Genomic DNA, 24,004 nt, shown 5'->3' with positions numbered 1-24,004 from the left:
TGTTAATTTATTAATGATGGCGGGGCGAAGATGAATATTCAGGTGGAACGATTATCCGCAGTGATAGACGCAGTCGCAACCCAACGTTTCTATCCCAATCTGCTGGCCTGGCTGGAAGGGTTCTTCGCCTTTGATAACGCCATTGTTTACGCTTTTGAACGCGGCCAGGCACCGCGTTGCCTGATCAAAACCGAGCGTGAAAACAGTGACGCGGTCAATCAGCTCTACCAACAGGGCGCTTACCTGCAGGATCCGTTTTATCAGGCACTGAACGGCGGCGGTGGCGGCGAGGTGCTGACCCTGCGCCAACTGGCCCCCTGCGGTTTCTACCATACTGATTATTACCGCAATTTTTATCGCAAGACCGGCTGGCATGATGAGGCCGGAGTGCTGCTGCCCGTGACACCCGAACGCGGGCTGGGGGTGTTTTTCGGCTCGGCGCGCCAGTCGGTGGGCGTGCGTTATCCGCAGTTGGCTGAGTTACGCGATGCGTTGACGCTGCTCAAGAGCGTAGCGCGGCTGCATGGCGAAGTGATCGTCGCTCCGGCAGAGCCTGAAAGGGTGACGGATCGTGCGGTGCAGGCACGTTATCTGCTGACGCCTCGCGAGCGCGAAATAGTGGATCTGATCCTGGACGGCTGCGGTTCGCAGCAAATTGCCGATCGGCTGTTCATCAGTCTGGGAACGGTGAAAAACCACCGCAAGAACATCTACAGCAAGCTGGCGATCGGTTCGCAGGCCGAACTGTTCAATCTGCTGTTGGCCACCCCGCTGCGTCGCAGCGCCTGAGTGTTAATTATTTGTTGCGAATGTCCCTAAGGGGACATGGCGACGTCGCGCCGACCTCCTGATAATCCGATGTTATGGCATAGGGTCTTCGGGAGTGCGACAGTGAACAATAATATCGAATCGTTAACCTACTACGCGGCAACCAAAAAATACGATCTGCGCTTCCCGACGCTGGAAGAAGATCTGGACGTTGACGTGGTGATCATCGGCGGCGGTTTCTCCGGCATTAATACCGCGCTGGAGCTGGCTGAGCGGGGCATCTCCAATATCGCCATACTGGAAGGGCGTTATCTGGGTTACGGCGGCACCGGCCGCAACGGCGGGCAGGTGATGGCCGGCATCGGCCACGATCTGGAAAAAATCAAACGCCACGTCGGCCCCTCCGGGCTGGAAACCATCTTCAAAATCAGCAACCTCGGCGCCGGGATTATTCGCGAACGCATCAAGAAGTACGAGATTGATGCCGATTTCTGTTTTGGCTATGGCTACCTCGGCAGCAATGCACGCCAGGAGAAAACCCTGCGCAGCTGGCTGAAGGAATTCAAGGCGGTCTCGCCGGATGAAGAGATTGAACTCTACACCGGCGCAGAGGTGAAGCAGGTCGTGGGGTCAGACGCCTACACCTGCGCATTGAAACACATGGGCGGCGGCCACGTGCATTCGCTCAACCTGCTGTTAGGCGAGGCGAAGGCGCTCAGCGGCTACGGCGTAAAAATCTTCGAAAACAGCAGCGTGCTGGGCGTGGAATACGGTTCGCGCATCAAAGTGCGCACCGCCATGGGCTCAGTGCGTGCCAACAAGATGCTGTGGGCGTGCAACGGTTTTCTCAACGGCATGGAGCCGTTCATCTACAACAAAACCATCAATACCTACGCGTTCCAACTGGCTACCGAACCCTTGCCTGAAGAGCTGATCCGCCAGATCAGCCCGATCCGAGGTGCCTACAGCGATATCCGCCCGGTGATCGATTACTACCGGGTGACCAATGAAAACCGGCTGCTGTTTGGCAGCGCCACTCGCTTGATCGAATACATTCCCTCGGATCTTAAGGCCTGGAACCGCAACCTGATGCTCAAGGTGTTCCCGTACCTGCACGACGTGAAGATCGACCTGGCCTGGGGCGGGCCGCTGTGTTGCAGCGCCAACCTGTTCCCGCAGATCGGTACCTTGCCGCAGCATGACAACGTGTTTTATGTGCAGGGCTATTCCGGCTTTGGCGTAACGCCGAGTCATATCGTTTGCAAGGTGTTGGCAGAGGGCATGAGCGAGGGATCGGATCGATACGATCTGATGAGTTCAATCCCGCACGTCAATATCTTCGGTAAAGACAAGCTGCGACGGGTAATGACCACCGCCGGCAAGGTTTGGCACCAGACGTCCGGCTACTGGAAAGGCCGTCGCTAATTTTTATCACAGGAGAGAAACATGAAACCATTACTGCTTAAGCAACCGCTGCCTGAACTGTTGGACATTGGCAGCGTCAGCAACCTGGGCGCCACGGTGATCGACGGTGAGCCAAACGTCGGGGTGGCGAGCCTTTTCGGTGAGCCGACCGATAACCTGAACTGCGGTATTTTCAGCTGCACGCGCGGCACCTTTGTAATGGAGTATCCGTTCTCCGAACACGCCACGGTGTGGGAAGGTAGCGCGACGCTGACCGACGAAAAGACCGGTCAATCCGTGCAGTACCAGGCCGGGGACTCGTGGTTTGTCGAAAAAGGAACCCCGGTACGCTGGGAGATCACCTCGGATCGTTTTGTAAAACATTACCTGGCGATCGTAGAAGGCTGATCGTGAACTGGCCCCTCTCCGCCGGGAGAGGGGCATTCCGCTATCCCAGCACCCGATCGATAAAGTCGGTGATCCGCCTTAATATCTGATCCTTGTTGGTTTCGTTAAAACTCTCGTGCCGCCCGCCTGGATTGACCATCGCTTCGAAATCGCTGCCCTTGAGCAGATCGATCGCGGTTTGCGATTCCGCCATTAACATCAGCCTGTCGTCATCGCCATGTATCCACAGCGTAGGCAGCGTGCCGAAGCCCGGGCCGGCGTTGATTTTCGCCAGGATCTGCTGCATTGCCCGCAGCGTCGGGCGTTTGAACGGCCCATGCCATACCAGCGGATCGGCCTGATAGGCTTCCCCTACCGCCGGGTCACGCGACAGGGTAGCGGGATCGAGCGGCGTATCTGGGATCACCGGCAGATCAAGCAGATCGGAAATCAGGGTTCTTTCGCCAATCAAGGGGCCGGAAAGCACCAGCGCACGCACGTCATCGCCATAGCGTTGAACGTAGCGGGTGGCAATCATCCCGCCCATGGAATGGCCGATGACCACCAGGGGGACGCCAGGATGCAGCCGCTGAAAATGCTCCGTCACGCGGCGAACGTCGTCGACCACGGCGTCATAATCCTCAATCAATACGCGTTCACCCTGCGAAAGCCCATGGCCGAGATGATCGGGGCCGAACACCCGCGCACCCTGGGCTTCCAGCGTACGGGCTACGTACTGATAGCGCCCGAGATGCTCGCCGTAACCGTGCACCAGCAGCGCCAGAAAGCGCGGCCGGTCATGGCCCCAGTCATGCACGGCAATATCGCCATGGCCGCCTTTGATAAAGCTGATCTTCTGTTCAGACATCGTATTTTCTCATCGGAAGGGTCATATTCAGCGTAGCGGCAAAGCGGAGAATGGGTAGGGGCACTGCGTGCGGTGCCCCAGGATATTTAGCGAATAAAGTGCTGCGCCAACGCATCGATAGCCTGACGCTGGAACAGGTTGAAAGCGTCTCGCGGCTGCTGTTGGCGGATGAATGCCAGCAGCGGATCTTCGACCTCGGTGCGAATACCGCTCAGCTGCTCCATCACTGCCAGACCGCAGAAGGGCACGTAGGACTCGGCATAACCGCCCTCGTGCACCATCACCAGCTTTCCCTCACACAGGCGGTCGGCAGCGTCCTGCACCAGAGCCGTCATGCTGCGGAAACTGTCGCTGTGCAGCTGCATGCGCGCCAGCGGGTCGAGGGCATTGGCATCGTAGCCGCAGGCGACAATGATCAGCTCGGGTTTGAAGCGCTCCAGTGCCGGGATCACGATCTGCCGCATGGCATACAGATAGCCGTCGTCACCGGCACCTGCCAGCAGCGGAATATTGATGTTAAAGCCTTCTCCTGCCCCGGCACCGCGGTCCTGTTCACCGGAGTAGCCCGCCGGGAAGCAGCCGTCCTGATGCAGCGACAGCGTCAGCACGTCGTCACGTTGCCAGTAGATATGCTGCGTGCCGTTGCCGTGATGCACGTCCCAATCGAGCACCGCCACTTTGCCCAAACCGTATTTGGCCCTGGCACGCTCGATGGCGATGGGGATATTGGCCAGAAAGCAGAACCCCATCGACCGATCCGGCAGGCAATGGTGGCCCGGTGGGCGCGACAGCGCATAGGCGTTATCCAGTTCGCCCTGCAGCACCGCTTCGACCGCCGCGCAGGCCAGCCCGGCTGACAGTTTGGCTATCTCGTAGCTGCCCGGCCCCAAAGGGGCTTCCTCACCCAACATGCCCCCGCCGTTATCGCTTAGCTGTTTGAAACGTTGCAGGTAGTCGGCCGGATGAATGCGCAGCAGGTCTTCTTCCGTCGCCATGTTGGCACTCAGCAGCTGGAGCTGGCGCGACAGGCCGGACACGTCCATCAGGTTTTTCATCCGCCGTTTGGTTTCCGGCGATTCGGCATGGCCCGCCCCTGAGGGCGGTTGCACCCAGCCGCCGACCGGCAGCGTAGTGGCATGCAGGCCGGTGCTGTGCCAGAAACAGCGTTCATCAAACAAGAAACCGGTTTTTCTTTTCACCTTATTACTCCTGTTAAATGGCGCGTTGAACGCGCGGTGAAGCCAGCGAAATCAGCAGCAGCGACAGCAGCGCACTGCTCAGCGCCCCGACCAGCAGCCTGTCGAAACCGCCTGAAGACTCAATCCAGTAACCGGCCAGCGTTGGGCCGATCGCCATGCCGCCGCCAATCACCAGATTGATGTTGTTCATCAGCTTGCCGTTGTTATCCAGCCCGGCGACGCGGGCCAGGATAAACGGCAGCACAAAGGTCCAGGTAAACTTGAACAGCACCGCCGCCAGCGCAAAGCGCAGCAGCTGCGGCGTGTGGAACAGCAGCGCAATGCCGGCGATCAGCAAGCCGTAACTTAGCCAGATGAGCCCATTGCCGCTTCGCCTGGCGCTGATGAAGGCCGCACCACCGGCACCGACGATGCCAAACAGCGTGGCGGACGCCAGCACCTGGCCGCTGCTGACCGGCGAAAGGCCGGCCGCGTGGGCGATACTGCCGATAAAGGTCCAGACTGCGCTCAGGCTGATATAAAAGGTCAGCACCGCCAGAACGGCGAAGGCTTTGCGCAGCCATGGCGTTGCCGTGGCATGGGCGGTGGATTGCGCAGGATGAAAGCCGCTGGGAAAGGCGGAAAGCAACGGCAAGCTGCACAGCATGATGGCCGCCAGGATCAGGTATACCGCCATCAGGCCAAAATGGGCGAACAGCAGGGGCAGCACCAGCAGGCCAACGGCGCCCAGCACCAGTTGGCCCAGTACCCATAACGCGTAAACCCGGCTGGGGTTGGCGGTGCCACCGGCACAGGTAATACACAGGATCATCAGCGTGCCGCCCGCCAAAGAGGCGATGAAGCGCAGCCCCAGCAGCAGGTGAAAATCACTGACCAGTGCCGACGCCAAATTGCCGACGATAAACACCCCCGCAGCCAGGGTTGCCACCCGGCGCCAGTTAACGCGGCTGATCCACCACCAGGCGGGCAGGGTGGCGAGGCTCATGGCCCCCAGCTCGGTGGAAAACAGATGGCCGATTTGCGCGGGGGTGAGCGACCATTGGCTGGCCAGCTGTGCGGCAACCGCCGGAGCGGTCATCAGGATGCCCGGTGCAATGGCGGCAAAGATGATGATGGCGGTCAACAGCCGCGGCGGGCAGGGGAGAGCCGCCCCGGCAGCGGGTACAGAAACGGAATCACTGAACATAATAAGTATCCCCGCAGGTTAAGCCTGACTCAGATATAACCGCGTTGCCGTATTCTGGGCAGGCGGAAACCGCGCCATGAATGGCGAATAATTAACGAACTTATTTTCTCCACTATAAGCCGATGTTATGGCTCTATTTATTAACCGTGGGCAATAAAGCTGCTGGCCACCAATTCGGTACGGTTGACCACTTCAGTTTTGGCAAAAATATTGCGCATATGGGTTTTTACCGTTGAAAGCGAAATACCCAGCTTCAACGCTATGCGTTTATTACTGGCGCCTTCACGCACCATATTGACGATCTCTTGCTCTTTGGCGGTGAGCAGGCGGGCTTCCCCGTCGGGCAACAGGTCGCGGGTCGCCAGTTCGATCAGCGGCATCACCGCCCGCAGGCGACCGCGTTCCAGTTCGGTAAACGGCGTATCGCGGATCAAGGACACCCCGGCAACGATGCGTTTACGCTGCCGAATAAAGATCTCCGTCATGTCGCGCATATCATTGGGCAGCATAAAGTCATGATAGTAATGGCGGTTATTGGCGATTGCCGCCGGGCTCATGCCGACCATGTTGATGTCTTGCTGGTGAAAGTTGGCCGGCTTGAGCGGATCGATCTGCTGGAAATGGTTCAAATACTGTTGATGGGTCTTATCGGAGATGCCGTGCAAAATATAGTGGTCTGGCCGCAGGTCATGGTTAACCAAATAAAACACCCCTGCGGACACCGGGATCAGGTGCGCAATGGTGGTCAAACAGCTGTTGATAAAGGCATCGGACGATGCAATGTGCATGATTCATTTCCTCCCTTTATCGTTCGGTCTGGAATATTCGGTCAATATGTGAACGATACAAGCATAGTGATAGCAATTGTGCAACACAATAAATACATATTAACAACGTGAGCCTGATTGCAATAAAACACATAAATAACAAGGCAACGAAGAAGCCTCGGCAGCGACAACACCGCGCGAGTGTCGATATTTTATTAATATATTAACGAATCACGCATGGCCTTCCTGCTGAATTTACAGCAATTTCCTCCTCGGCGTGGTGAGCCCCTGGGGTATCACCGGCCTGTCTCGCCGCTGATGCCGCTCCCCGCAGCTCGTTCTTAAGAACGATAGACAGCCTTAATCCCGTTGGTTCTCGCTGTGAAAACCTTTACCAGCCAACGAAAACCATAACGGCTGATTGAGCAAAAAAGGTAAGACGAAAAAGCTATGGTTTGGCCTCGTCCTTAAGGACGATAGTCAGCATTTTCTTTTCCTCTCTATAGTGATATTGCCGCCACTGGCGACGAAACACCTGCAAATGCACCATCAGGGCCAAACGATAAAACTATAAGAGGACATAACCATGAACCTGTCGTCGCGGCTTCATGCCCATCTTGAGCGGGGCAAGGTCGGATTCCCCACCACGCTGGCCAGCTCGGTCGGGGTGATTATGGCCAGCCCGGTGATCCTCACCGTGACCAGCGGTTTCGGCATCGGCGGCGATACCTTCGCGCTGGCGATGCTGATCGCCTTTATCATGATGCAGGCCCAGCTCACCACCTTCTCGGAGGCGGCGGCGATATTGCCGACCTCCGGATCGGTGTATGACTATATCGCCTGTGGTATGGGACGTTTTTTTGCCATTACCGGTGCGCTGTCGGCCTACCTGATCGTGCATATCTTTGCCGGGACCGCCGAAACCATTCTCTCCGGCATTATGGCGCTGGTGAATTTTGAGCACCTTAATACCCTGATGGAAACCCACAATGCCTCCTGGATGGTGGGGGTGGGGTTGGTCATCGTCTTCGGTGCACTCAACGCCTTCGGCATTGAGGCCTTCGGTAAAGCGGAGATCGTGCTGACCTTCGCCATGTGGAGCACCCTGGTGATATTTGGCATTACCGGGCTGCTTTCGCCGCATGCGGTACCGCTGGAAGGCTGGTTTGGCAGCACGCTGAGCCTGAGCGATCCTTTTGCGGTATTCAGCCTGATCGGCATGGCGATGTTCATGTTCGTCGGGTGTGAGTTGGTCACGCCGATGGCGCCGGAGATCAAACGCTCCGCCAGCGTGATCCCTCGGGCAATGTCGCTGGGACTCTGCGGCGTGGCGGTTTGCATGGCGTTGTACGGCGCGGCGCTCAGCCATCAGGTGGAAAACGTGGTGGTAGATGCCGCCAACGGCGTTCATCTGCTGGATACGCCGATGGCGATCCCGGCTTTTGCCGGTCAGGTGATGGGCGAATTCGGCAAATACTGGTTGGGTATCGGGCTGCTGCTGGCCGGGGCGGCGACCATCAACACGCTGATGGCGGCGGTGCCGCGCATTCTTTACGGCATGGCGCTGGACGGGGCATTGCCACGTATCTTCGCCTATCTGCACCCCCGTTTTAAAACCCCGGTGGTGGGTATTCTGGTCGCGGTATTGATCCCCTGCGTGCATGCCTTTGCCATTCAGGGCAATCTCGACCGCATTATTCCGCTGGTGCTGGCGGCGGTGTGCGCCTGGGGCGTGGCCTACCTGCTGGTCACCTGCTCGGTGGTGATCCTGCGTATTCGCCGCCCGGATCTGCCACGCGCTTACAAATCTCCCTGGTTCCCGCTGCCGCAAATTGTCTCCAGCGTGGGCATCGTGCTGGCGATTATCTATATCACCCCGCCGGGCATGGATCCGCGTGCCGTCTATATCCCGTTCAGCATCATGATTGGCCTGACTGCCGCCTATGCGCTGTTCTGGACCCTGTGCGTGCAAAAGGTCAATCCGTTTAAACCGGTGCCGGTCGAACAGGTACTGGAAACGGCCTTTGCCAAAGCGGAAAGCGAGGAGGCGCAGTTTGATCGGCTTACTTCCCTCACTTAATCGCTACTGGCAGCGCTCCCCGGCGGGCTACCAGCCGGGCGTCACCCTCAGCCGGCTGGCGAACAATCTGCAGCCCTATGCCTGCGAGCGCCTTTCGCCCTGCCTGCTGCGCCTGACCTTGCCGCAGGGGCCGGTTATCGACATTAACGAACAAGTCAGCGCGCTGTTTATGGCGCATATCGTTAGTCAGCGTTTCTGCTTGCAGGGGGCGTGCTCGCAGAAGGAGCCGCTGACGCTATGCATTAACGCCGGCGGTTGGTTGCGGCGACGCGGCGTGGTTTATCGCGCGACCCGGGATGATGCCGCAGCGCAGCGAATGATTGCCGCTCTGCGGGGCTATCCGCAGATTGCCGAAACGCTGGAGCAGCTGGATTTTCGGCGTATCCAACTGACGGTCGCGGCCGGTCATTGGCGGCTGGAGATCGAACATTTTGCCGCTTCGGAAGTGGTCAGCCGTTTGCCTGCCGGTCGCCGCTATCTGCGGCTGGAACCGGAGCAGCGGCGCTTGCTGCTGAGCAGCCTGCTGATGATCGGCCAATTGATGGAGAAACTGGATGAGTAGAGTGGTGGTGATTACCGGCGGCGGCACCGGCGTGGGGGCTGCGTGCGCCAGGCTGCTGGCGAGCAGGGGCGATCGGGTGTTTATCATCGGCCGCCGTCGTGAACCTCTGATGGCGCTGGCGGACGACATTGGCGCGCAGGCATTGGTGGGGGACGCCGCCAGCGGTGAATGCTGGCAAAGCCAGCTGTTGCCGGCCATTTTGCAGCAGGCCGGGCGCATTGATTGCCTGATCTGCAGCGCCGGCGGGATGGGGCTGGGGCGCATTACCGAAATGAACGATGACCAGTGGCGTCAGGCGCTGGACAGCAACCTCAACAGTGCTTTTGCCAGCGCCCGCGCCTGCCTGCCGGAGCTGGTGAAAACCGGCGGCAACCTGCTGTTTGTCGCCTCGATCGCTTCGCTGGCCGCCGGGCCGGAGGTTTGCGGCTACGTGACCGCCAAACATGCGCTGATTGGGCTGATGCGCTCCATCGCTCGTGACTACGGCCCGCTGGGCGTGCGTGCCAACGCGGTGTGTCCCGGTTGGGTCACTACGCCGATGGCGGATGAAGAGATGCAGCCGCTGATGGCTGAGTACCACCTTACGCTGGAGCAGGCTTACCAACGGGTATGCCGCGACGTGCCGCTGCGTCGCCCGGCCAGCGCCGAAGAGATCGCCGCTATCTGCCGTTTTCTCTGTTCGGAGGAAGCGTCGATCATTACCGGTGCGGCGCTGGTGGCCGACGGCGGCTCCACCATTGTCGACGTACCGACATTGGCTTTTACTTCCCTTTAAGGAGCATCAAATGAGTACAGAAGCGGTATTTATTCAGGTTGGCGCACTGGCGGAAGGCTTTGCGCCGCACAGCAATACGCTGGAACAGCAGCATGGGTTGAGCGGTAACACGCTGACATTACGTTTTGCCGACGGTGAAATGCTGAGTTGTCACTTTGTCGATGAGCAGACGCTGAGTTGGGGGGAGTACAGGGGCATCGCTTATCGCGCCACCAGCATCCGCCCCGGCATTCTGTTTATCGATTTTCTCGATCCCGCACAGGATAACGCCAGTATTACGCTGGTGTGCGATCGCAACCAGGGGAATTTCACGGCGGTGTATGGCCAATTGCCGGATGAGGAACAGGCCCGTCTGGACGCCTTCAGCCGGGTTGAGCAAGGGCTGCCGCTGACGGCGGTCAACGTTGACTTCCACTTTGGCACGCTGGATAACGCCGATGCTGAGCCGCCACAGTTCACCGACGAGCTGATCGGCATGCGCAACATGTATACCTACAGCCCGACCGAGCGTTACGAACACATTTATCTGAACGACAATTTTTATGCCTGGCAGTGTCTGGACGGCGTGGAAAAAGGGCTGGCGGATGTCGATCGCTGCCATTACGTGAAGGTGGCCGAACAGCTGTACCTGTTTGTCTGGCGGGAGAAGATTGTGCCGACGCTGGGCGTAGTCATGATCGACCTGCAAGGCATGCGCACCGACGGCAAGATCCTCGGCTATCAGGGCAGCGATTTCAACGCGTTGAGCAATTTTGCGGTAGGTGCCCATGCGCAGGTGCTGAACACCACGCGTCACCCACGGGGATAGGCCGATGAATACAACCTATGCGGCCGATGCCTTCAGCGGTCAGGTGGTACTGGTGACGGGCGGTGCACAGGGCATCGGGCTGGCGATCGTCAGTGCCTTTGCCCGACTGGGCGCGACGGTGGTGATGGCGGATCTGCAGCTGCAAAAAGCGCAGGATGCCGCCGAGGCACTGCAACAACAGGGCGGGCAGGTACAGGCGATGGCCTGCGATCTGGCCGATCCGGGGCAGATTACTGAACTGATAGCGGCGGTGGGGTTGCAGCATAAACGGCTGGACGTGGTGATCCATAACGCGGCTTACTTCCCGCTGACGCCGTTTGCCGAGATTGACGCCGTGCTATTGCAACGCACGCTGAGCGTTAATCTGATGGCGCCGTTCTTTCTGGCACAGGCGGCGTTACCCTGGATGAAGCGTCAGGGTGGGGGCTGTATTTTGGTGACTTCGTCAGTGACCGGGCCACGGGTCGCCTATCCGGGGCTGGCGCACTATGCCGCTTCAAAGGCCGGGGTCAACGGATTTATTCGCGCGGCGGCGCTGGAACTGGCGGCGGCCGGCGTCAGGGTCAACGGTGTGGAGCCGGGGATGATCCGCACACCGGCGATGGCCAATCTGGGGGGCGCGGCGGTCAATCAGGCGATTGCGGCCGCAGTGCCGCTCGGGCGATTGGGGGAGCCGGAAGACATCGCGGCGGCGATGGTGTTTCTCGCCTCGCCGGCGGCCGCCTATATGACCGGCCAAACGCTGGTGGTGGACGGCGGCGCATTACTCCCCGAAGCCCATCCTGTTCTTTCTTGACGTTGCAGCGCTGTTGGCTGCTTGCGCTCACCCAAGTCACTAGTAAGCGCCAGGGGACTCACGCCCTGGCCGCCTGGCTGCAATGCCAATTAATCAGAGGATGATAATCGGAAGGATCATTTCTTTGTCGGATGGGCGGTCACGTTGGCGGGCAGTTTGTCCCCCAGAGTGATCAGTTCGTCCAGTAAGGTCATCAACTGGTCCATTTTCTGCTGTGAAAATGCGGCTTCGATTTCAGCGTACCCCTGTTCTACCTGGTGGCGCGCCACTTCATACAGCTCCTGCCCCTGCTGGGTGAGAGACACGTACAGCTTGCGCTGATCGTTAACCGGTTTCAGGCGGAAAATCAGCTTATCGCGTTCCATGCGCGACAAAATGCCGGTCAGGCTGGGGCGCAGGATGCAGGTTTCTGCCGCCAATTCGTGGAATTCGATTGAACGGCTGTTGGCCAGAACGCGAATGATGCGCCATTGCTGTTCGGTCAGGTTATGGCTTTTCAGGATCGGGCGAAAAAAGCCCATGGCGGTTTCACGCGCTTGCAGCAGGGCAATGGTTAAGGACTCATGCATAGATTTGGCCTTGGCTATAAGGGGTTCTTTGTTCCGGCATTTACCGGCGGGGCTCGGCAGGCGGCCCCACGGGCGCTGCAATCCCTTCCTGTAAATCCTGATTTTATTAATAACTTAATAGTAGCCAAGTTTACCCCGATGGATAAAGCGAAAACGCCTATACAGCGGTAAAAATCACCTAAAAATGATTAATCCGTTGAATAATCACGCTAATGTTCATGGGTTGTGAATATTTTGTTATCACGATCACAAATCAATCCACCCGCGTTGCGTAAAAGCTGAACAGCGTATAAAAGTATTCATTAACATATTAATGAATGCCAAATTGCCCTGTTGTGTCATTGAAAGGAGTTTGCATGAAAGGCACCGTATTTTCCGTCGCGTTGAACCACCGCAGCCAGATAGACGCCTGGGATCAGGCGTTTCATCAGCCGCCGTATAAAACCCCGCCGAAGACCCCGGTGTGGTTTATAAAACCGCGCAATACCCACCTCGCCAACGGCGGGGCGATCCCGTTTCCTGCCGGTGAGCAGGTGCAAAGCGGCGCTACGCTGGCGGTGGTGATTGGCAACACCGCCCGTAAGGTGCCGGTTGAACGGGTCGCCGACTATCTGGCCGGTTATGCGCTGGCCAATGACATCAGCCTGCCGGAAAGCAGCTTTTACCGCCCGGCGATCAAAGCGAAATGCCGCGACGGTTTTTGCCCGTTGGGGGAGATAGGTGCATTGGTGAATTCCGAGCAATTGGAAATCATCACCGAAATCAACGGGGTGGAACAGGACCGCTGGTCGACGGCCGATTTGGTGCGTTCGGTGCCGGAACTGATCGCCGCCATCAGCGATTTTATTACCCTGCAGCCGGGCGACGCAGTGCTGATCGGCACGCCGCACCAACGGGTGGACATCAAACCCGGAGATGAAGTGAGGGTGCGTGCCGCCGGTTTACCGACCCTGACCAACCGCGTAGTGCAGGCAGGAGAAACAGCATGAGACACGCCCGTATTCGCCATCATGGCCAAATTGTTAATGTCAGCGTCGACGAGCAACTGCGCGTGACGTTGCCGGACGGCACGGTGTTGCCAGAGCAGGACGTCGAGTGGTTGCCACCGGCGCAGGGCACGGTGTTTGCCCTGGGGCTGAACTATGCCGATCACGCCAGCGAGCTGGAATTCAAGGCCCCGGAAGAGCCGCTGGTGTTCCTCAAGGCGCCGAACACCCTGACCGGCCATCGGCAGGTTTCGGTACGTCCGGCCAACGTCGACTATATGCACTACGAAGCCGAGCTGGTGGCGGTGATCGGCAAGACGGCGCGTAACGTCAGCCGCGAAGATGCCATGGCATACGTGGCGGGCTACACGCTGTGCAATGACTACGCCATTCGCGACTATCTGGAAAACTATTACCGCCCAAATCTGCGGGTGAAAAGCCGCGATACCCTGACGCCGATTGGGCCGTACATCGTCGATCGTGACGATATCGCCGATCCGCACCGTCTGGCACTCAGCACCTACGTCAACGGCGAGCTGCGCCAGCGCGGCAGCACCGCCGACATGATTTTCGATATTCCCTACCTGATCAGTTACCTGAGCGAATTTATGACGCTGCAGCCGGGCGACATGATCGCCACCGGCACGCCGAAAGGGCTGGCCGACGTGCAGCCGGGCGATGAAGTGGTGGTGGAGATTGAGGGCATCGGCCGTCTGGTTAACCACATCATCAGTGAAAAAGATTACGAGGAAAGCCTGCGATGAAAACCATCAACCATTGGATTAACGGTAAGAACGTAGCCAGCAAAGAGTATTTCACCACCACCAATCCGGCCAACGGCGAGGTGCTGGCAGAGGTCGCTTCCGGCGGGCAGTTGGAGATCGATCAGGCGGTGGCTGCCGCCAAGGCTGCGTTCCCTAAATGGGCTAATACGCCAATGAAAGAGCGTGCTCGCCTGATGCGTCGTCTGGGCGAGCTGATTGACGAGAACGTGCCGCAGATTGCCGAGATGGAAACCGCCGACACCGGTCTGCCGATCCACCAAACCAAAAACGTGCTGATCCCGCGTGCTTCGCACAACTTTGAGTTCTTTGCAGAGATCTGCCAGCAGATGAACGGCCGCACCTATCCGGTGGACGACAAGATGCTCAACTACACGCTGATCCAGCCGGTGGGGGTATGTGCGCTGGTGTCACCGTGGAATGTGCCATTCATGACCGCAACCTGGAAGACTGCGCCTTGCCTGGCGCTGGGCAATACCGCAGTGCTGAAAATGTCCGAGCTGTCGCCGCTGACCGCCGATCGCCTGGGCGAACTGGCGCTGGAAGCCGGTATTCCGGCCGGGGTGCTCAATGTGGTGCAGGGTTACGGTGCCACCGCCGGCGATGCGCTGGTGCGTCATAAAGACGTGCGTGCGGTGTCCTTTACCGGCGGCACTGCCACCGGGCGCCGGATCATCGAAAGTGCCGGCTTGAAGAAGTTTTCCATGGAGCTGGGCGGGAAATCGCCGGTACTGATTTTCGAGGACGCCGATATCGAACGTGCGCTGGACGCCGCGCTGTTCACCATTTTCTCGATCAACGGCGAACGCTGCACTGCCGGTTCGCGCATCTTTATTCAGGAGAGCATTTACCCGGAATTCGTCAAACGCTTTGCCGAGCGCGCCAACCGCCTGCGCGTAGGCGATCCGCAGGATCCCAACACGCAGGTTGGGGCGTTGATCAGCCAGCAGCACTGGGAAAAAGTGTCCGGCTATATCCGCCTCGGGCTGGAAGAAGGCGCCACCCTGTTGGCTGGTGGCCCGGACAAACCGGCTGGCCTGAGCCACGGCAATTTCCTGCGCCCGACGGTGCTGGCGGATGTCGACAACCGGATGCGCATCGCGCAGGAGGAGATTTTCGGGCCAGTGGCCTGCCTGCTGCCGTTCAAATCGGAAGAAGACGGCCTGCGCATGGCCAACGACGTGGAGTACGGCCTGGCGTCGTACATCTGGACGCAGGATGTGAGCAAGGTACTGCGTCTGGCCCGCAATATTGAAGCGGGGATGGTTTTCGTCAATACCCAAAACGTACGCGATCTGCGCCAGCCGTTTGGCGGCGTGAAATCCTCCGGCACCGGCCGCGAGGGTGGGGAATACAGTTTTGAAGTGTTCGCCGAGATGAAGAACGTGTGCATTTCCATGGGTGACCACCCGATCCCGCGCTGGGGCGTTTAAGCCTCAACCCATAATAAAAACGAAGGAGATGAGAACAATGACGACAAAACTTACCACCCATGCTGTCCCTGCTCCCGATGTTGTGCGCTGCGCCTATATGGAAATTCAGGTCACCAACCTTAAAGCCGCGCGCGAATTCTACGTCGATATCCTGGGTCTGGTTGTGACCGCCGAGGACGAAAAAAACCTCTATCTGCGGTCGATGGAAGAGTTTATCCACCATAACCTGGTGCTGCGTGAAGGGCCGGTGGCTGCCGTTGCGGCCTTTGCCTTCCGCGTGCGTACGCCGGAAGACGTCGATCGCGCCGAAGCCTATTTCAAAGCGCTGGGTTGCCGTACCGAGCGCCGGGTGAATGGTTTCGCCAAAGGCATTGGCGATTCGGTGCGGGTAGAGGATCCGCTCGGCTTCCCGTACGAATTCTTCTACGACGTGCAGCACGTCGAGCGTCTGGCCTGGCGTTACGATCTCTACACGCCAGGGGCGCTGGTGCGTCTCGACCACTTTAACCAGATCACGCCCGACGTTCCGCGCGCGGTGGAATACATCCAGGGGCTGGGGTTCCGCGTGACGGAAGATATCCGTGATGAAAATGGCGTGGTTTACGCCGCCTGGATGCGCCGCAAAGCCACGGTGCACGACACCGCGATGACCGGCGGCGCCGGGCCGCGTATGCACCATATTGCGTTCGCCACCCATGAAAAGCACAACATTCTGGCCATCTGCGACAAGCTCGGCGCGTTGCGTAAATCCGATCTGATCGAACGTGGCCCAGGCCGCCACGGCGTCTCTAACGCTTTCTATCTCTATCTGCGCGATCCCGATGGCCACCGCGTAGAAATCTACACCCAGGATTACTACACCGGCGATCCTGACAACCCGACCGTGAGCTGGGATGTGCACGATAACCAGCGCCGCGACTGGTGGGGCAACCCGGTAGTGCCAAGCTGGTACACCGAAGGGTCCCTGGTGCTCGATCTCGATGGCCAGCCGCAGCCGGTTATCGAACGCAACGCGCCAAGCGAAATGGCCGTCACCATTGGTGCGGATGGTTTTTCCTATACCCGTCAAGGCGATACAGAGAAAGGCTTTAAGCTCGGCAACACCCTGTAGCCCCCAACGCGCGGACAGGCGTCCGCGCAAATTCGTCTCCCGGAGATTGCTATGCCGCATTTTTATGCTGAATGCACCAATAACATCCGCGAAGAAGCCGAGCTCCCCGCGCTGTTCGCCAAGGTCAATCAGGCACTGGCGGACACCGGTATTTTTCCGCTGGCAGGCGTGCGCAGCCGCGCTATCTGGCTGGATACCTGGCAGATGGCCGACGGTAAGCAAGATTACGCGTTCGTGCATATGACTTTGAAGATTGGTCACGGCCGCAGCCTGGAAAGCCGTGAACAGGTGGGCGAGATGCTGTTTGCCCTGATCAAAGAACATTTCGCCGCGCTGATGGCCAGGCGCTATCTGGCGCTGTCCTTCACGATGGAAGAGCTGGATCCGGTGCTGAACTACAAGCAAAACAATGTCCACGCGCTATTTCGCCAAGGCTAAGGGGCCGTTAATGTTGAATAAAGAGCTGGTGAGTCGTGCCGTGCAGCGCTTGCATCAGGCGGAGCAAAACCGCGAGCAGATCCGCGCGCTGTCGCTGGATCATCCCGAGATCACCATTGAAGACGCTTACGCTATTCAGCGCCAGTGGGTAGAGCTGAAGATCGCCGAGGGGCGCAAACTCAAGGGCCATAAAATCGGCCTGACGTCGCGCGCCATGCAGGTCAGTTCCCAGATCACCGAGCCGGATTACGGCGCGCTGCTGGACGACATGTTCTTCAACGATGGCAGCGATATTCCCATCGATCGCTTTATCGTACCGCGCGTCGAGGTTGAGCTGGCCTTTGTGCTCGCCAAGCCGCTGCGCGGGCCGAACTGCACGCTGTTCGATGTTTACAACGCCACCGATTACATCATCCCGGCCCTGGAGATTATCGATGCGCGTAGCCATAACGTGGATCCCGAAACTCAGCGCCCGCGCAAGGTGTTCGACACCATTTCTGACAATGCCGCCAATGCCGGGGTGGTGATGGGCGGGCGCCCGATCAAACCGGACGCGTTGGATCTGCGTTGGATCAGCGCGTTGCTGTACCGCAACGGCGTGATCGAGGAGTCTGGCGTGGCGGCGGCGGTGCTGAATCATCCGGCCAACGGCGTGGCCTGGCTGGCCAACAAACTCTTCCCGTACGACGTAGAGCTGGAAGCCGGACAGGTGATCCTTGGCGGTTCCTTCACCCGACCGGTTGCCGCCCGACGCGGCGATACCTTCCATGCGGATTATGGCCCGATGGGCTGCATCAGCTGCCGGTTTGTCTGATCGGCCCTTTCCCGGGGGAGAGTGAAAAAACCAATGGAGAACACCATGTTAACCAACCCTTTCAAGCAGGCGTTGCAGGAAAAACGCCCGCAGATTGGCCTGTGGCTGGGGCTGTGCAGCAGCTACAGCGCAGAAATGCTGGCCGGGGCCGGTTTCGACTGGCTGCTGATCGACGGCGAACATGCGCCCAACAACGTACAAACGGTACTGGGCCAGTTGCAGGCCATCGCGCCTTATCCGAGTCATCCGGTGGTGCGTCCGGCATGGAATGATCCGGTGATGATTAAGCAACTGTTGGACGTCGGCGCGCAGACGCTACTGATCCCGATGATCCAGAACGCAGAACAGGCGCGTGACGCGGTGCGAGCCACCCGTTATCCGCCGCACGGCATACGCGGCGTTGGCAGTGCGCTGGCACGGGCTTCCCGTTGGAACAGGGTGCCGGATTATCTGCAACAGGCCGACGCGCAGATGTGCGTACTGGTGCAAATCGAAACCCGCGAGGCGGTGAAAAACCTGGATGCCATCCTGCAGGTGGAGGGGGTCGACGGGGTGTTTATCGGCCCGGCGGATCTCAGCGCCGACATGGGTTTTTCCGGCAATCCGCAGCAGCCGGAAGTGCAGCGCACCATCGATGACGCTATAGCGCGCATCAGCGCCGCAGGCAAGGCTCCGGGCATTCTGACGGCCAATCCGGAACTGGCGCAGCACTATCTGGCGTCCGGCGCGCTGTTTGTCGCAGTAGGGGTGGATACCACCCTGCTGGCGCGAGCGGCGGAATCGTTGGCCAGCCGCTTTAAGCAGGAGCGGCCGCCCGTGCAATCCCCGAGCGTTTATTAGGTTGCAGGCAGCCATCTTATTGGAGACACCATGAGCAACGTCGATTCGCTGCCGCCGGCCAACCCGGCGCAGCAACATAAAGCGTTAACCGCCGCCGAGCAATCGGTGATTAAAAAGTTATTTCGGCGACTGATTATCTTCCTGTTTGTGCTGTTTGTTTTCTCTTTCCTCGACCGCATCAATATCGGCTTCGCCGGGTTGACGATGGGCAAGGATCTCGGCCTGAGCTCGACCATGTTCGGCCTGGCGGCAACCTTGTTTTATGTCACCTATGTGATCTTCGGCATTCCCAGCAATATCATGCTGGGGATTGTTGGCGCGCGACGCTGGATAGCCACCATCATGGTGCTGTGGGGGATAGCCTCGACCTGCACGCTATTCGCCACCGGGCCGACCAGCCTGTACCTATTGCGGATGATCGTAGGTATTACCGAGGCCGGTTTTCTGCCGGGGATTCTGGTGTATCTCACCTATTGGTTCCCGGCTTTTTACCGCGCTCGCGCCAACGCGCTGTTTATGATCGCCATGCCGGTGACTATGGCGATTGGCTCGCTGGTGTCCGGCTATATTCTGGCGCTCGACGGGCTGATGAACCTCAAGGGATGGCAATGGCTGTTTCTGCTGGAGGGCATTCCTTCGGTGCTGTTGGGCGTGGTGGTGTGGTTCTATCTCGACGATACCCCGGCCAAGGCCAAATGGCTGACCGATGAAGAAAAATCCAGCCTGAAGGCGATGATGGAGGCAGACAAGCTGCAACTGGTGCAACCCAATGGGCCGCACAGCCATCGGGCGCTGCAGCAGCGCAGCCTGTGGAGGGAAATCTTCACGCCGATCGTGCTGATGTATACCCTGGCTTATTTCTGTCTGACCAACACCCTGAGCGCCATCAATATCTGGACGCCGCAGATCCTGCAGAGCTTCAACCAGGGCAGTAGCAACATTGTGATCGGTATTCTGGCGGCGATCCCGCAGATCTGTACCATCGCCGGCATGGTGTGGTGGAGTAAGAGATCGGATCGGCTGCAAGAGCGCAAATACCACACCGCGCTGCCGTACCTGTTTGCCGCTGCCGGCTGGCTGCTGGCGTCGGCCACCGATCACAGCATGATCCAGCTGCTGGGGATCGTGATGGCGTCGGTGGGGTCGTTCACGGCGATGGCGATCTTCTGGACCACGCCGGATCAGTCCATCAGCCTCGAGGCGAGGGCGATTGGGATCGCGGTGATCAACGCCACCGGCAATATCGGATCGGCGGTCAGCCCGGTGTTGATCGGGTGGTTTAAGGATCTGACCGGCAGCTTTAACTCTGGGCTGTATTTCGTTTCGGCGTTGTTGATCATCGGTGCCGTGATCGTTTGGCGGATCCCGATGCAGGGTTCGCGTCCACGGGCCACACCTTGAACTGCGGGGGCCGCTTGCGGCACCCCTGCCGGATACCTGTAGGGGTTGAGCATGCTCAACCCGTTCTTGGGGGATGAGGTCACTACATGCAGAAAAGTACCGGTTTTATCGCCAATATCGATATCTGCAAAGAGTACGATGCGCGTTACGCCACCGACGAAGTGCACTATGAAACCTTCGCCGGGCTGGCGGCGTTTTTTGGCCGCGATATGCAGGTGCATTGGCACGATCGGTTTTTCCAGATGCATTTTCTGGAGACCGGCAAGATTGAGCTGCAGCTGGACAGCCAGCACTATTCGGTGCAGGCGCCGCTGTTCATCCTGACGCCGCCCTCGGTGCCCCATGCGTTTTTCACCGAACCGGACAGTGACGGCCACGTGCTGACGGTACGCCAGGAGCTGATTTGGCCTTTGCTGGAACGCCTCTACCCTGGCAGCAATCTGGCGTTGGACATGCCGGGCATTTGCCTGTCGCTGGCGGATGCACCGCAGGAATTGACCGCGCTTAGCCATTACTGGGCGCTGATCCGGCGTGAGTTCAGCCAGAGGTTAGTGGGCCGCGAACAGACGCTGGTGCTGTTGGCGCAGGCGGTGTTTACCCTGCTGTTGCGCAATACCACGCTGGAGGATACCGCCACCAGCGGCGTGCGTGGCGAACTGAAGCTGTTCCAGCGTTTCAACAAGATGGTGGACGAGCGTTTTCGCGATCACCTGGCAGTGCCGGACTATGCTCAGGCGCTCGGCGTCACCGAATCGCGGCTGAATGATTTGTGCCGACGGTTTGCCAATCAGCCCCCCAAAAGGTTGATCTTCGATCGCCTGCTGCGCGAAGCCAAGCGCATGCTGCTATTCAGCGCTTGTACGGTGCATGAAACCGCCTACAGCCTGGGTTTTAAGGATCCGGCCTATTTCGCGCGTTTCTTTAATCGTCTGGAAGGCTGTTCACCCTCGACCTACCGCGCCGCGCAGCATCCCCTTTCATAACGGCGGAACACCGTCTGGATCACAATTCGCGCCGATTGCGGCCAACCCGCCTGAAAAGTACCGGCGTTTGCCGCAAAAGTCTCTTCTCGAAACCGGCCCTGGAAGCTTCAATTAAGCAACCAAAAGAAAACATTATTTTAACAAGCGGCCAAATCCACGGTCTGCACTATGCCGATTACGAGGAAGACTTAAATGAAACCTGAAGACTTTCGTGCTGACAACAAACGCCCGTTCACCGGTGCTGAATACCTGAAAAGTTTGCAGGACGGCCGTGAAATTTATATCTACGGCGAACGAGTGAAAGATGTCACCACCCACCCGGCATTCCGCAATGCGGCGGCTTCGGTCGGCCAACTGTACGACTCGCTGCACGATCCGGTCAGCCAGGATCGCCTGTGCTGGAACACCGATACCGGCAACGGCGGTTACACTCACAAGTTCTTCCGCTACGCCCGCAGCCCGCAAGAGATGCGCCAGCAGCGCGATGCCATCGCCGACTGGTCACGCCAGAGCTACGGTTGGATGGGGCGCACCCCGGACTACAAGGCGGCCTTCGGTTGCGCGCTGGGGGCTTATCCCGAGTTTTATGGTCAGTTCGCTGATAACGCGCGCCACTGGTACAAACGCATTCAGGAAACCGGCCTGTACTTTAACCACGCTATCGTTAACCCACCGATTGATCGCCATAAGCCGGTCAACGAAGTGAAAGACGTTTACATTCAGGTGGAGAAAGAGACCGACGCGGGCATCATCGTCAGCGGGGCCAAGGTGGTGGCGACCAACTCGGCGCTGACCCACTATAACTTTATCGGTTTCGGTTCTGCCCAGGTGATGGGGGATAACCCGGACTTCGCGCTGATGTTTGTAGCGCCGATGGATGCCGAAGGGGTGAAGCTGATTTCTCGCGCCTCCTATGAACTGGTGGCCGGCGCAACGGGATCTCCGTTCGATTATCCGCTTTCGAGCCGTTTCGATGAGAACGATGCGATCCTGATTATGGATCATGTGCTGATCCCATGGGAAAACGTGCTGATCTACCGCGATTTCGATCGTTGTCGCCGCTGGAGCACCCAAGGAGGCTTCGCCCGTCTGTTCCCGTTGCAGGCCTGTGTGCGCCTGGCGGTGAAAATGGACTTTATCACCGCGCTGCTGCAAAAAAGCCTGTCCTGTACCGGCGTGCTGGAGTTCCGTGGTGTTCAGGCCGATCTCGGCGAAGTGGTGGCTTGGCGCAATATGTTCTGGTCATTGAGCGATGCGATGTGCGCCGAAGCTACCCAATGGGAAAACGGGGCTTATCTGCCGGATTCTACCGCGATGCAAACTTACCGCGTGATGGCGCCGATGGCTTACACCAAGGTGAAGCACATCATCGAAAAGAATGTCACCAGCGGTTTGATTTATCTGCCGTCCAGCGTGCGCGACATGAATAACCCGGAGATCGATAAATACCTTTCTCGTTACGTGCGCGGATCCGACGGTATGGATCACGTTGAACGCATCAAGATCCTCAAGCTGATGTGGGATGCGATCGGCAGCGAATTTGGCGGTCGCCACGAGCTGTATGAGATCAACTACGCCGGCAGCCAGGATGAGATCCGCCTGCAGTGTCTGCGCAACGCACAGGGATCCGGCGCCATGAACCAGATGATGGAGATGGTCGACAAATGTCTGTCAGACTATGACCAGCACGGTTGGAAAGTGCCGCATCTGCATAATAATGGTGATATTAATCAGCTGGATAACTTGCTCAAGTGATCCTGAAGGAGGGGTGTATGTCTCAGGAAAATGAACACCGTTTGCTGTTTCGCGACGCGATGGCCAGCCTGTCCGCCGCGGTGAATATCGTCACCACCGACGGCCCTGCGGGGCGCTGCGGCATTACCGCCACCGCCGTGTGCTCGGTGACCGATACGCCGCCGACGCTGCTGGTCTGCATTAACCGCAACAGCGCGATGAACCCGGTTTTCCAGGCCAATCAGCGCCTGTGTGTCAACGTGTTGAACCATGAGCAGGAGCTGATGGCGCGCCACTTTGCCGGGATGACCGAACTCAGCATGGAGGATCGTTTCCGTCTGGAGGAATGGCAGAACGGCGCGCTGGGTCAACCGGTGCTGCGTAACACGTTGGCCAGTCTGGAAGGGGAGATCGAGCAGATCCAGAGCATTGGCACCCATCAGGTTTATCTGGTGCAGATCCGCCAGATCCGGGTGAGTGCGGGCGGTAACGGTCTGATCTACTTCAAACGCAACTTCCATCCGGTGATGCACGAAAGGCTGGCTTTGGCCTGATCCTCATGGGCGCAGTTCACCGCTGCGCCCCACGATTTTAACCGAAGGAATTGACCGGAACTTGAAGCATTAATCTGCAATAGATACCCACCCTAACGCTTGCTTTGTGTAGCTTTAAAGCTACAATATACCAGTGAAAACAATAGTCCATTACCTTACTGCCGATTGTAAAGACCCTTATCAGGAGTGGCTTAACTCGCTGAAAGATCCTATCGCAAAAGCAAAAATCACTACTCGAATTAACCGATTATCTGCCGGTAGCTTCGGCGATTGTAAACCTCTACGAGAGGGTGTTTGGGAGCTTCGAATAGATCAAGGGCCAGGATATCGGGTCTATTATGCTCAGATAGAAAATATCACGTTGTTGCTATTGTCTGGAGGTGACAAACGCAAACAACAGGCAGATATTGAGAAAGCTATAGTTTATTTGAGAGATTATCAGTCGAGGTAATATATGAAATCCCGTGATCACGATGCGTCTGTTATTGAAATGATTCGTAATGATCGGGCCTTTGCAGCCGCGTATTTAAAAACAGCATTAGAAGAGCTTGATGAAGAGGGGGGGGAAACAGCGTTCCTCATCGCATTACGCCACATTGTTGAAGCCAATGGTGGAATGGCGTTTATTGCCGATAAGGCAGGTATATCCAGAGAAACGCTGTATCGCACCCTATCGCCCAAAGGGAACCCTACCTTAAAGACGATCACCCGTGTCGTGCATGCTTCTGGTATGAAGTTCAGTGCAATAGTTTGATTTTT

General features: G+C 58.1%; 26 protein-coding genes. 21 read left to right on the top strand and 5 right to left on the bottom strand.

The genetic code is table 11. The features are described 5' to 3' along the window. Positions 1–30: 30 nt before the first annotated feature. The 3 genes from H5P17_RS00710 to H5P17_RS00700 all read left to right on the top strand — a co-directional run bounded on the left by H5P17_RS00710 (position 31) and on the right by H5P17_RS00700 (position 2,580). The gene (locus tag H5P17_RS00710; protein WP_044554060.1) at positions 31–789 is read left to right on the top strand and encodes a response regulator transcription factor; all 759 of its coding nucleotides are present in this window, start codon (positions 31–33) and stop codon (positions 787–789) included. Between the two features lie 102 nt (positions 790–891). Continuing rightward, on the top strand, positions 892–2,193 hold the full coding sequence (locus H5P17_RS00705; RefSeq protein WP_182820765.1) for an FAD-binding oxidoreductase: 1,302 nt from the start codon (positions 892–894) through the stop codon (positions 2,191–2,193). A gap of 21 nt (positions 2,194–2,214) precedes the next feature. Then, on the top strand, positions 2,215–2,580 hold the full coding sequence (locus tag H5P17_RS00700; RefSeq protein ID WP_182820763.1) for a cupin domain-containing protein: 366 nt from the start codon (positions 2,215–2,217) through the stop codon (positions 2,578–2,580). A 40-nt stretch (positions 2,581–2,620) separates the two neighbouring features. On the opposite strand, the gene H5P17_RS00695 is transcribed toward H5P17_RS00700, so the two are convergent. The 4 genes from H5P17_RS00695 to H5P17_RS00680 form a co-directional block, all read right to left on the bottom strand. Then, positions 2,621–3,427 carry an alpha/beta hydrolase gene (locus H5P17_RS00695; RefSeq protein WP_182820761.1) on the bottom strand — a complete coding sequence of 269 codons (807 nt, stop codon included), beginning with the start codon at positions 3,425–3,427 and terminating at the stop codon, positions 2,621–2,623. Positions 3,428–3,513: 86 nt separating this feature from the next. Beyond that, positions 3,514–4,626, bottom strand: a complete 1,113-nt coding sequence (locus tag H5P17_RS00690; RefSeq protein WP_182820759.1) for a class II histone deacetylase — start codon at positions 4,624–4,626, stop codon at positions 3,514–3,516. 13 nt (positions 4,627–4,639) lie between these two features. Then, entirely contained in the window at positions 4,640–5,812 is a 1,173-nt protein-coding gene (locus H5P17_RS00685) for an MFS transporter (protein WP_182820758.1), read from the bottom strand. 140 nt (positions 5,813–5,952) lie between these two features. After that, the gene (locus H5P17_RS00680) at positions 5,953–6,600 is read right to left on the bottom strand and encodes a LuxR C-terminal-related transcriptional regulator (RefSeq protein ID WP_182820756.1); all 648 of its coding nucleotides are present in this window, start codon (positions 6,598–6,600) and stop codon (positions 5,953–5,955) included. Positions 6,601–7,165: 565 nt separating this feature from the next. Here H5P17_RS00680 and H5P17_RS00675 point away from each other — a divergent pair. The 5 genes from H5P17_RS00675 to H5P17_RS00655 are packed head-to-tail and all read left to right on the top strand — an operon-like array spanning position 7,166 to position 11,600. Then, a complete protein-coding gene (locus tag H5P17_RS00675; protein ID WP_044554068.1) occupies positions 7,166–8,659 on the top strand; it encodes an APC family permease in 1,494 nt (497 codons plus the stop codon). Continuing rightward, a complete protein-coding gene (locus tag H5P17_RS00670) occupies positions 8,634–9,221 on the top strand; it encodes a DUF3156 family protein (protein ID WP_182820754.1) in 588 nt (195 codons plus the stop codon). The genes H5P17_RS00675 and H5P17_RS00670 overlap by 26 nt, the downstream gene beginning before the upstream one ends. Continuing rightward, complete coding sequence (locus H5P17_RS00665; protein ID WP_182820752.1) at positions 9,214–9,996, top strand: SDR family NAD(P)-dependent oxidoreductase; 783 nt, start codon at positions 9,214–9,216, stop codon at positions 9,994–9,996. The genes H5P17_RS00670 and H5P17_RS00665 overlap by 8 nt, the downstream gene beginning before the upstream one ends. Positions 9,997–10,006: 10 nt before the next feature. Next, a complete protein-coding gene (locus tag H5P17_RS00660) occupies positions 10,007–10,804 on the top strand; it encodes a MoaF C-terminal domain-containing protein (protein ID WP_182820750.1) in 798 nt (265 codons plus the stop codon). A 4-nt stretch (positions 10,805–10,808) separates the two neighbouring features. Beyond that, the gene (locus H5P17_RS00655; RefSeq protein WP_182820748.1) at positions 10,809–11,600 is read left to right on the top strand and encodes an SDR family oxidoreductase; all 792 of its coding nucleotides are present in this window, start codon (positions 10,809–10,811) and stop codon (positions 11,598–11,600) included. 116 nt (positions 11,601–11,716) lie between these two features. On the opposite strand, the gene hpaR is transcribed toward H5P17_RS00655, so the two are convergent. After that, positions 11,717–12,169, bottom strand: coding sequence for a homoprotocatechuate degradation operon regulator HpaR (gene hpaR, locus H5P17_RS00650; protein WP_041415197.1), 453 nt, complete (start codon positions 12,167–12,169; stop codon positions 11,717–11,719). Positions 12,170–12,525: 356 nt separating this feature from the next. On the opposite strand from hpaR, the gene H5P17_RS00645 reads away from it, so the two are divergent. The 13 genes from H5P17_RS00645 (at position 12,526) to H5P17_RS00585 (ending at position 23,999) form a co-directional block, all read left to right on the top strand. Further along, a complete protein-coding gene (locus tag H5P17_RS00645) occupies positions 12,526–13,158 on the top strand; it encodes a fumarylacetoacetate hydrolase family protein (RefSeq protein ID WP_044554073.1) in 633 nt (210 codons plus the stop codon). Next, positions 13,155–13,919: a fumarylacetoacetate hydrolase family protein gene (locus H5P17_RS00640; RefSeq protein ID WP_020825083.1), complete on the top strand. Its 765-nt coding sequence runs from the start codon at positions 13,155–13,157 to the stop codon at positions 13,917–13,919. Before H5P17_RS00645 ends, H5P17_RS00640 begins: the two co-directional genes overlap by 4 nt. Continuing rightward, positions 13,916–15,370 carry a 5-carboxymethyl-2-hydroxymuconate semialdehyde dehydrogenase gene (gene hpaE, locus H5P17_RS00635; RefSeq protein WP_020825084.1) on the top strand — a complete coding sequence of 485 codons (1,455 nt, stop codon included), beginning with the start codon at positions 13,916–13,918 and terminating at the stop codon, positions 15,368–15,370. Before H5P17_RS00640 ends, hpaE begins: the two co-directional genes overlap by 4 nt. Before the next feature lie 37 nt (positions 15,371–15,407). Continuing rightward, positions 15,408–16,481, top strand: a complete 1,074-nt coding sequence (gene hpaD / locus H5P17_RS00630; protein ID WP_182820747.1) for a 3,4-dihydroxyphenylacetate 2,3-dioxygenase — start codon at positions 15,408–15,410, stop codon at positions 16,479–16,481. 51 nt (positions 16,482–16,532) lie between these two features. Further along, the gene (locus H5P17_RS00625) at positions 16,533–16,919 is read left to right on the top strand and encodes a 5-carboxymethyl-2-hydroxymuconate Delta-isomerase (protein ID WP_182820745.1); all 387 of its coding nucleotides are present in this window, start codon (positions 16,533–16,535) and stop codon (positions 16,917–16,919) included. A gap of 10 nt (positions 16,920–16,929) precedes the next feature. Further along, positions 16,930–17,733: a 2-oxo-hept-4-ene-1,7-dioate hydratase gene (hpaH, locus tag H5P17_RS00620; protein WP_044554075.1), complete on the top strand. Its 804-nt coding sequence runs from the start codon at positions 16,930–16,932 to the stop codon at positions 17,731–17,733. A 45-nt stretch (positions 17,734–17,778) separates the two neighbouring features. Then, entirely contained in the window at positions 17,779–18,573 is a 795-nt protein-coding gene (gene hpaI / locus H5P17_RS00615; protein ID WP_044554076.1) for a 4-hydroxy-2-oxoheptanedioate aldolase, read from the top strand. A 30-nt stretch (positions 18,574–18,603) separates the two neighbouring features. Continuing rightward, a complete protein-coding gene (gene hpaX / locus H5P17_RS00610) occupies positions 18,604–19,974 on the top strand; it encodes a 4-hydroxyphenylacetate permease (RefSeq protein ID WP_182820741.1) in 1,371 nt (456 codons plus the stop codon). 86 nt (positions 19,975–20,060) lie between these two features. Then, positions 20,061–20,957 carry a 4-hydroxyphenylacetate catabolism regulatory protein HpaA gene (gene hpaA / locus H5P17_RS00605; protein ID WP_044554078.1) on the top strand — a complete coding sequence of 299 codons (897 nt, stop codon included), beginning with the start codon at positions 20,061–20,063 and terminating at the stop codon, positions 20,955–20,957. A gap of 192 nt (positions 20,958–21,149) precedes the next feature. Then, positions 21,150–22,712, top strand: coding sequence for a 4-hydroxyphenylacetate 3-monooxygenase, oxygenase component (hpaB, locus tag H5P17_RS00600; protein WP_182820740.1), 1,563 nt, complete (start codon positions 21,150–21,152; stop codon positions 22,710–22,712). A gap of 17 nt (positions 22,713–22,729) precedes the next feature. Then, positions 22,730–23,245: a 4-hydroxyphenylacetate 3-monooxygenase, reductase component gene (hpaC, locus tag H5P17_RS00595; protein ID WP_182820738.1), complete on the top strand. Its 516-nt coding sequence runs from the start codon at positions 22,730–22,732 to the stop codon at positions 23,243–23,245. A 133-nt stretch (positions 23,246–23,378) separates the two neighbouring features. Beyond that, a complete protein-coding gene (locus tag H5P17_RS00590) occupies positions 23,379–23,696 on the top strand; it encodes a type II toxin-antitoxin system RelE/ParE family toxin (protein ID WP_112363120.1) in 318 nt (105 codons plus the stop codon). Positions 23,697–23,699: 3 nt separating this feature from the next. After that, positions 23,700–23,999: an addiction module antidote protein gene (locus H5P17_RS00585; protein WP_017891533.1), complete on the top strand. Its 300-nt coding sequence runs from the start codon at positions 23,700–23,702 to the stop codon at positions 23,997–23,999. Positions 24,000–24,004: the final 5 nt, after the last annotated feature.

The organism is Serratia sp. OS31 (genome assembly GCF_014164835.1).
In the GTDB taxonomy this organism is placed as follows: domain Bacteria; phylum Pseudomonadota; class Gammaproteobacteria; order Enterobacterales; family Enterobacteriaceae; genus Serratia; species Serratia liquefaciens_A.
This window is presented reverse-complemented; position numbering and strand designations above follow the sequence as displayed.